General features: G+C 70.3%; 6 protein-coding genes and 1 pseudogene. 1 reads left to right on the forward strand and 6 read right to left on the reverse strand.

Annotated elements, in window-relative coordinates; translation table 11 throughout:
- Positions 1–244 precede the first annotated feature (244 nt).
- Positions 245–505 (reverse strand): hypothetical protein, encoded by a 261-nt coding sequence (locus GT042_RS25085; RefSeq protein ID WP_161310998.1) that lies wholly within the window; start codon positions 503–505, stop codon positions 245–247.
- Between the two features lie 99 nt (positions 506–604).
- Positions 605–2731: a DNA topoisomerase IV subunit B gene (locus GT042_RS25090; RefSeq protein ID WP_161310999.1), complete on the reverse strand. Its 2127-nt coding sequence runs from the start codon at positions 2729–2731 to the stop codon at positions 605–607.
- Positions 2732–3188: 457 nt separating this feature from the next.
- Here GT042_RS25090 and GT042_RS25095 point away from each other — a divergent pair, with 457 nt between their 5' ends.
- Positions 3189–3419 (forward strand): hypothetical protein, encoded by a 231-nt coding sequence (locus GT042_RS25095; protein WP_161311000.1) that lies wholly within the window; start codon positions 3189–3191, stop codon positions 3417–3419.
- Between the two features lie 251 nt (positions 3420–3670).
- Here the strand turns inward: GT042_RS25095 and GT042_RS25100 are convergent, their stop codons facing one another.
- From GT042_RS25100 to GT042_RS25115, 4 genes and pseudogenes are all read right to left on the reverse strand, one after another.
- A complete protein-coding gene (locus GT042_RS25100) occupies positions 3671–4525 on the reverse strand; it encodes a serine protease (protein ID WP_161311001.1) in 855 nt (284 codons plus the stop codon).
- Positions 4526–4728: 203 nt separating this feature from the next.
- Positions 4729–6282 carry an RNA polymerase sigma factor gene (locus GT042_RS25105; RefSeq protein ID WP_161311002.1) on the reverse strand — a complete coding sequence of 518 codons (1554 nt, stop codon included), beginning with the start codon at positions 6280–6282 and terminating at the stop codon, positions 4729–4731.
- A gap of 340 nt (positions 6283–6622) precedes the next feature.
- Positions 6623–7510 carry an FCD domain-containing protein gene (locus GT042_RS25110; protein ID WP_161311003.1) on the reverse strand — a complete coding sequence of 296 codons (888 nt, stop codon included), beginning with the start codon at positions 7508–7510 and terminating at the stop codon, positions 6623–6625.
- A 160-nt stretch (positions 7511–7670) separates the two neighbouring features.
- Positions 7671–8401, reverse strand: a pseudogene (locus tag GT042_RS25115) (ABC transporter ATP-binding protein); the annotation flags it as partial.

Raw genomic sequence — 8401 nt, forward strand, 5'->3', positions numbered from 1 at the left:
GGCGGTCCGTCCGGCGCGGCGGGGGCGGCCGGGCCGGTGGTAGGGCCGGCGGGGAGGCCCGTACCGTCCGGGTCCCCCCAGCCGTCGGCCAGTGCGTCGTACCACGGGTCGCCGAGCCGCACCGCTGCGGCGTCACGCCCTTCCTGCTTCTCCACCGGTCAACTCTCCTTGTCAGCGAACCGTTTCGGCCGCGCCCCAAGGATGGACAGAGTGGGGAGATCCCGGACTCTTCACTCCCCCGACTTCACTCCATCAGGTGACAGTAGGGCCCTGCTCGGGGGGTGGGATGAGTCCGCTCGGCCTCCCGGGCGGTGGTGAGGGTGGTGCTCAGCCGGGCCTCCTGGTCGACCGCCGCGAACCCGGCGCGCGCCACGAGGCCGACCGGCACGGCGGCGGCGAGGGGCAGCCGGAGACCTCGCGGCGGCTGAAGATGGGTGTCACACGCGGTCCTTCCGCGGCGGGGTGCGACACCGCCGACGCTACGGAAGCGCGGGCTCCGGAACATCGCCGCAGGGGTGGAACGAAGGAGGACCGGCTCCTCCACCCGTGGGTGGAGGAGACCGGTCCCGGAGTCCGTTCCGGCGTCTAGCGCGTCTCGTGCGTCTCAGGCGTCGATACGGGAGCGGTCCAGCGTCGCCGCCGAGCTGGTGATGAACTCCTTGCGGGGCGCCACCTCGTTGCCCATCAGCAGGTCGAAGACCTGCTCGGACGATTCGAGGTCCCCGATGTTGATCCGCCGCAGCGTGCGGTGGCGGGGGTCCATCGTGGTCTCGGCCAGCTGGTCGGCGTCCATCTCGCCGAGGCCCTTGTAGCGCTGGATGGCGTCCTTGAAGCGCACGTTCTTGCGCTGGAACTGGGCCATCGTCTCGCGCAGCTCGTTGTCCGAGTACGTGTACACGTACTTGTCCTGGCCCTTCTTGGGCTGGACCAGCTCGATCCGGTGCAGCGGCGGCACGGCGGCGAAGACCCGGCCCGCCTCCACCATCGGCCGCATGTACCGCTGGAACAGCGTCAGCAGCAGGCAGCGGATGTGCGCGCCGTCGACGTCGGCGTCGACAAGGAGCACGATCTTGCCGTAGCGGGCGGCGTCGATGTCGAAGGTCCGCCCCGAGCCCGCCCCTATGACCTGGATGATCGCCCCGCACTCGGCGTTCTTGAGCATGTCCGAGACCGACGACTTCTGGACGTTGAGGATCTTGCCCCGGATCGGCAGCAGCGCCTGGAACTCACTGTTCCTGGCAAGCTTCGCCGTACCGAGCGCGGAGTCGCCCTCCACGATGAACAGCTCGCTGCGGTCCACGTCGTCACTGCGGCAGTCGGCCAGCTTGGCGGGGAGCGAGGAGGACTCCAGCGCGGTCTTCCTGCGCTGCGCCTCCTTGTGCTGGCGCGCCGCGATCCGCGTACGGGCGGCGGCGACGGCCTTCTCCAGAACGGCCCGTGCCTGTGCCTTGGCGTCGCGCTTCGTGGAGGTCAGGAACTCCTTGAGCTCCTTGGCGATCACGTTCGCGACGATCCGGTTGGCCGCGGACGTCCCGAGGATCTCCTTGGTCTGGCCCTCGAACTGCGGCTCTGCGAGCCGTACGGTCACGACGGCGGTGAGGCCCTCCAGGGCGTCGTCCTTGACGATGTCGTCCTCGGCGACGCGCAGCATCTTGGCCGAGCGCAGCGCCTCGTTGACCGTCCTGGTCAGGGACCGCTCGAAGCCGCTCACGTGGGTGCCGCCCTTGGGGGTGGCGATGATGTTCACGTACGAGCGGATCGTGGAGTCGTACCCCGTGCCCCAGCGCAGGGCGACATCGACGCCCAGCTCGCGGGTGACCTCGGTGGGAGTCATGTGGCCGCGGTCGTCCAGGACGGGCACGGTCTCCTTGAACGTGCCGGAGCCGGTCAGGCGCAGCACGTCGCAGACGGCCTTGTCCTGCGCCAGGTACTCGCAGAACTCGCTGATGCCGCCGTCGAAGCGGAACGTCTCCTCGACCGTGCCGCCGCCCTCGCTCTCGCCGGCCGCGCGCTCGTCCCTGACGACGATGGTCAGGCCGGGCACGAGGAAGGCGGTCTGGCGGGCGCGCTGATGCAGGTGCTCCAGGGAGAGCTTGGCGTCCTTGAGGAAGATCTGCCGGTCGGCCCAGTACCTCACCCGGGTGCCGGTACGGGTCCTGGGGACGCGCTTGCCTTTGAGGAGGCCGTTCGCCGGGTCGAAGGGCGCGTCGGGGCCCTGCTCGGTGAAGATGCCGGGGACCCCGCGCCGGAAGCTGATGCCGTGGGTGGCGCCGTTGCGGTCCACCTCGACGTCGAGCCGGGCGGACAGGGCGTTGACGACGGAGGCGCCGACGCCGTGCAGACCGCCGGAGGCGGCGTACGAGCCGCCGCCGAACTTTCCGCCCGCGTGCAGCTTGGTCATGACGACCTCGATGCCGGAGAGGCCGGTCTTGGGCTCGACGTCGACCGGGATGCCCCGGCCGTTGTCCTTGACCTCGACGGAGCCGTCCTCGTGGAGGGTCACGTCGATGTGGTCGCAGTAGCCCCCCAGGGCCTCGTCCACCGAGTTGTCGATGATCTCCCAGAGGCAGTGCATCAGCCCCCGGCTGTCGGTCGACCCGATGTACATCCCGGGTCGCTTGCGGACCGCTTCGAGCCCCTCAAGGACGAGCAGGTGCCGCGCGGTGTAGTTGGAACCGTCACGATCTGCGGTCAGCAGCGCACTGGACGGCACGGACGTATCGGCGGTCACGCGGTTCGCTCCTCGCTGAATTTGAGATGGGCCCAAGTGGGGTAAAGGCCCGGCGTCTGTCACCGGTCAGAGGGTACAGAGGCCTGGTAGAGCCGTTGTCACGCCACCCTCGCGAATTCTCATGCTAGTCCAAGGTCGCATAGGTGTTCGATCCCTCGATGGAGTGAAGCACACATCACGTTCCCTTCCAGGCATGAACCATTTAGGCTCCGGGCACGTCCTCATCAACAACCGGCAAGCCGGCCGGGAGGGCTCCCCCACCTGTGACAAGCAACGTCAAGCAACGCGAACCCCGTAGTGCGAAGCCCAGCGAGCAATACGGCTCATTCGCCGCCATCCGCCAACACCCGACCACCACGAGAAGAAGTTTCGAGGAAAAGCCGCGAGCGGGAACGTTTTCGGCCTGGTTGGATGTTGACCCTGGTACGACAGCTCGTCGAGCTAGAGAAGAGGCGACGTGACTACTGTTCTGACCCCCGCGAGCCCGCTGACCGCGGCTGACCGCTGCGACCGGTGCGGCGCCCAGGCCTATCTGCGCGTTGTCCTGTCCAGCGGTGGTGAACTGCTCTTCTGCGCCCACCACGGACGTAAGTTCGAGCCGGAACTCAAGAAGATCGCCGCGGAAATACAGGATGAGACCGACCGGCTGACGGCCGTCCCTGCCGTCTCCGGTGAAGAGGAACACTGACACCTCGCATCCACGACGAGCCAAGGGCCGGTCCTGGACCGACCGACGGGCGACCGCCCCTGCACAGCAGGGGAGGCCGCCCGTTCTCGTCAGGGCGGGGAGCACGCAGGGCGCCGGCGGAGCCGCCGGCGCCGTTTGTGCTGTCCGCGTGTGTGCTGTCCGCGTGTGTGCTGGCCGCGTGCAGCCCTGACCGTGTGCGGCTTCCTGGCCGCGTGCGGTCTCCTGGCCCGGTCGGCGCTGTCCGGAGACCGTCAGCGCCCCGTCCCGGCCCCGGTCTGGAGGGCCTCCGCGACCGGCTGGAGCGCCGTCGTGACCCGCGTGTAGACCCCGGGGCTCTCCGCGCGCCCGCAGCCACTGCCCCACGACACCAGGCCGATCAGCCGCCCACGGGCCACCAGGGGCCCGCCGCTGTCCCCCTGGCACGCGTCGTGCCCGCCGGCCGTGTCGCCCGCACAGAGCATCGTGGAGGCCTCGTAGCGGCCTCCTGAGCCTCCCGGGTAGGCCCGCTCGCACGCCGCGTCCGGGAGGACCGTCACGGGCGCGGCGCGGAGCCCGTACGCGTAGCGCCCCTCCCCCGTGGTGTCACCCCAGCCGTAGACGGCCGCCGGGGTGCCGGGGGCGGCCGCCTCGTCGCCCGGTTCCGCGGGCCGGATCACGTACGAAGCGGGCAGCGCGTCGGTCAGCGTCAGGACGGCGAGGTCCGACGCGTTGGTGGCCGGCTCGTACGCGGGATCGACCAGGACCGACCGTACGGCGATCTCCTGGCCGCCCGCCCCCATCAGCCGCTCGCGCCCCGCGACGACCCGCAGGTCCCGCACGGCCTCGGGCGCGGCGCCCAGGACGGACCGGCTCATGCAGTGCGCGGCGGTCAGGACTTTTGTCGGCGCCACCACCACGCCTCCGCAGAACTGGCCCGCCCGCGATCCGCCGAAGCGGTCACGGCTGGACAGGGCCACGACCCACGGACTGTCGGTGATCCGTACCGCCTGGCCGCCGATGACCACACGGTCCGCGGCGGCGGGCACGGGCGAGGCGAGCGGCAGCACGGCCCCCGCCGCGATCACGGCCAGTCCTCCGGTCAGCGCTCGGGCAAGAGGACGACGCATACAGGCTCCTGACTCTCCGGTGGACTCTGGTACACCCAGAGTCATCCCACCGGCCGAGTCTCGCACCCCCGGACCGCGCGAAGGCCCGGCCCCGGGAGCGCATGTCTCCGGGGGCCGGGCCTTCGAACAGCTGCACAGCTCCACAGCAGTACGGCTGTGGAGCCCTACAGATACGTCCTGGCGGCGCGTGTCCTAGTCGAGTCCTAGTCGAGATAGTCGCGCAGCACCTGCGAACGCGACGGGTGGCGCAGCTTCGACATGGTCTTGGACTCGATCTGGCGGATGCGCTCACGCGTCACGCCGTAGACCTTGCCGATCTCGTCGAGCGTCTTGGGCTGTCCGTCGGTGAGACCGAAGCGCATGGACACCACGCCGGCCTCCCGCTCGGAGAGGGTGTCGAGCACCGAGTGCAGCTGCTCCTGGAGGAGCGTGAAGCTCACGGCGTCGGCGGGTACGACCGCCTCGGAGTCCTCGATGAGGTCTCCGAACTCGCTGTCGCCGTCCTCGCCCAGCGGGGTGTGCAGGGAGATCGGCTCACGGCCGTACTTCTGGACCTCGATGACCTTCTCGGGGGTCATGTCGAGTTCCTTGGCCAGCTCCTCCGGGGTGGGTTCGCGGCCCAGGTCCTGGAGCATCTGGCGCTGCACGCGCGCGAGCTTGTTGATGACCTCGACCATGTGCACCGGGATACGGATGGTGCGGGCCTGGTCGGCCATGGCGCGGGTGATCGCCTGGCGGATCCACCAGGTGGCGTACGTGGAGAACTTGTAGCCCTTGGTGTAGTCGAACTTCTCGACCGCGCGGATCAGACCCAGGTTGCCCTCCTGGATCAGGTCCAGGAAGAGCATGCCGCGGCCGGTGTAGCGCTTGGCCAGCGAGACCACCAGACGGAGGTTGGCCTCCAGGAGGTGGTTCTTGGCGCGGCGCCCGTCCTCGGCGATGATCTCCAGCTCGCGCTTGAGCTTGGGGGCGAGCTTGTCGGCGTTGGCCAGCTTGTCCTCGGCGAAGAGACCGGCCTCGATGCGCTTGGCGAGTTCGACCTCCTGCTCGGCGTTGAGGAGCGGGACCTTGCCGATCTGCTTGAGGTAGTCCTTGACCGGGTCGGCGGTGGCACCGGCGACGGCGACCTGCTGGGCGGGCGCGTCGTCCTCGTCGTCGTCGGAGAGGACGAAGCCCTTGTTCTCGCCCTCGGTCTCCTCCTCCTCGCCCTTGCCGGCCTGGACCTCTTCGGCCGACTCCTCGCCGTCGGCGTCGTCGGCGTCCTTCTTGGCGCTGGTCTTCTTGGCAGCCGTCTTCTTCACGGCGGCCTTCTTGGCGGTCGCCTTCTTGGCCACGGTCTTCTTCGCCGCCGCCTTCTTCGCGGGGGCGGCCGTGACGTCGTCGGCGCCCGCGTCCACGGAATCGGCCGACGGGGTGGCGGTGGCGGCCGCGACGGTCTTCGTCGTGGTCGTCTTGGCGGCGACGGCCTTCGTGGTGGCGGTGCGCTTGACCGGGCTCTTCGCAGCGACGCTCTTGCGGGCGCGCTTCGGCGACTCCGCGGCACTGACCATCAGCGTCACACCCTCTTCCTCGAGGATCTGGTTGAGGCTGCGCAGAACATTCTTCCACTGGGTTGGCGGAATCTGGTCAGCGTCGAAGGCCCGACGCACGTCATCGCCGGCGATCTGCCCATCAGCCTTTCCCCGCTCGATGAGCGCCATCACAGACTCGGACTCGGCGATCTCCGGCGGGAGCGTACGGGATGTGCTGGCCGACACGAACAACCTCTCGGAACGATGGAAACGGCTTCCGGCCCCGCCCAGGATCGGGCCGGAGCCGACGACCGGCGGCTGGGGATGTCGCCGACGGCGCGGGCTAGGACCTCAGAGGTGAATACAGCGCCATGCGCGGCGGACGTATTCCCTCCTCGGCTCTCACCTCTTAGGTCATCGCACGGTGCCGAGGAGTGTTACGCCCAATCCACGTGGCCCGAGTCACACCCCATTTGCGACAAGGTGGCCAGAAGGGGATCTAAGACCCCACATTCGAGTCGCCGGGCCCGGTGGGCCCGGCGACACACGACGCGTACATCCCCGTACGCCCTGACCCGAGCGGTGTTCAGTGCTCGCGCGGCGCCGGAACGACGCGCTCCACTTCCGGGTGCACCGTGAGCAGTTGGCGCATGGCCGCCTCGGCCGCGTTCGCGTCACCGGCGGCGAGCGCCTCCAGGATCCGCCCGTGGTGGGCGATGGAGGCCTCGGTGGGCCGGTCACAGCCGGTGACGGGGGACCCGGAGACCTGGAGCGCGGCGGAGACGATGCCCGAGAGGTGCTCCAGCATGCGGTTGCCGGCGAGCTGGATCAGCAGGTTGTGGAATTCGGCGTCCGCCCGGGCGAAGGTGATCGCGTCACCCTGGGCCAGGGCGTGGCCCATGATCTCCACCATGTCGGTGAGCCGCTGCTGGACGTCCTCCCGGCCGTGGCCGGCCGCCAGGCGGGCGGCGAGGGGCTCGATGGTCCAGCGCAGCTCGGCCAGCTCGCGGCGCTGGTCGTCGCGCGAGGGGCCGAAGGCCCGCCATTCGATGATGTCGGGGTCGAGCAGGTTCCAGTCGCTCACGGGGCGGACGCGGGTCCCGACATTGGGGCGGGCGCTGACGAGCCCCTTCGCCTCCAGCACGCGCAGCGATTCACGGACCACCGTGCGGGAGACCTCGAAACGCTGTCCGATCTCCTCCGGTACGAGCGGCCGGTCGGCGCCCAGGTCGCCCGACACGATCATCTGGCCGAGCTGCTGGACGAGTTGGCCGTGCAGCCCGCGGCCGCGGCTGCCCGCCGTACGGCGGCCGACCCGGCCGAGGTCGGTATCCGCCCCGTCCCAGACGGGCGAGGCCGCGCGTTCGGCGCCGGGCGCCTCGGCGAAGGGGTAGCGGTCGAGTTCACCCGGTCCGGCGAGGCCGGGGTCGACGGAGCGGGCGGCGGTCATCATGGTGTGCGCAAGGGTACTCACGCATCCTTTGTCGGCGTTGATTCCGCCACCCTTGAGGTCTTTGGTGAAAAGCACACGAAAGGGTGATCGGCGTCGGCCCTTCGATTGACGCCTTATCGGAAAGAAGCGGGCGTTTTCAGGGGAGTTGTGCCCACTGCGGCACGCTTCCGGCCACCTTCGATCACCAACGGGCCCTTCGGCGAAGGCCGGTGAGCAAATACGCGCAGAGGAGGGCCAAGAGCGACAGGGTGAGCGCCGCCGCGACCGGTTGGGCGATCAGCCGGACGGTCGCCGGCAGCCAGCGGTCGGCCTGGTGGGGCCAGGCGGGCCAGGCCAGCTCGCGCAACCGGCCCGGGAGTCCGGCGATCGAACGCGCGGACGGGCCGGCGAGCGCCTTCTGGACCAGCGGTACGACTGCGACGGGTACGGCGAGGACCGCCGCCATCCCGGCCGCCGTGACCCGGAAGACCCCGGCGCCCAGCAGCCCGGCCCAGGCGCAGCCGACCGCGAGCAGGGCCCAACCCGCGCCCAGCGCGAACCAGTTGTCCGGTACGGGCGCCGCGTCCGCCCCGTACGCGAGGCGCAGCGCCCCCGCGTCGGCGACCACCACGAGGGCGGCGAGCAGCAGCGCCGTACCGGCGGTCACGGCGAGCTTGGCGAGGAGGAGGCCGAGGCGGCGGGGGACGGTGCCCCGGGCGCCGGCCAGGGCCGGGTAGCGGAACTCGTCGCCGAACGACAGCGCGCCGAGCAGTCCCGCGCCGAGGGCGGCGGGCGGCAGGGGCAGGATCCCGGGCCAGGCGGCGAGCAGGCCGGGCAGCGGGGTCCCGCCGGTCCTGGCGAGCGGTACGGCGAGCGCCACCGAGGCGACGACCACGGCGACCGCGATCACCGGCGCGGTCCGTACGCCGAGCA

The sequence above is a fragment of the Streptomyces sp. SID3212 genome (assembly GCF_009865405.1).
Classification (GTDB): Bacteria; Actinomycetota; Actinomycetes; order Streptomycetales; family Streptomycetaceae; genus Streptomyces.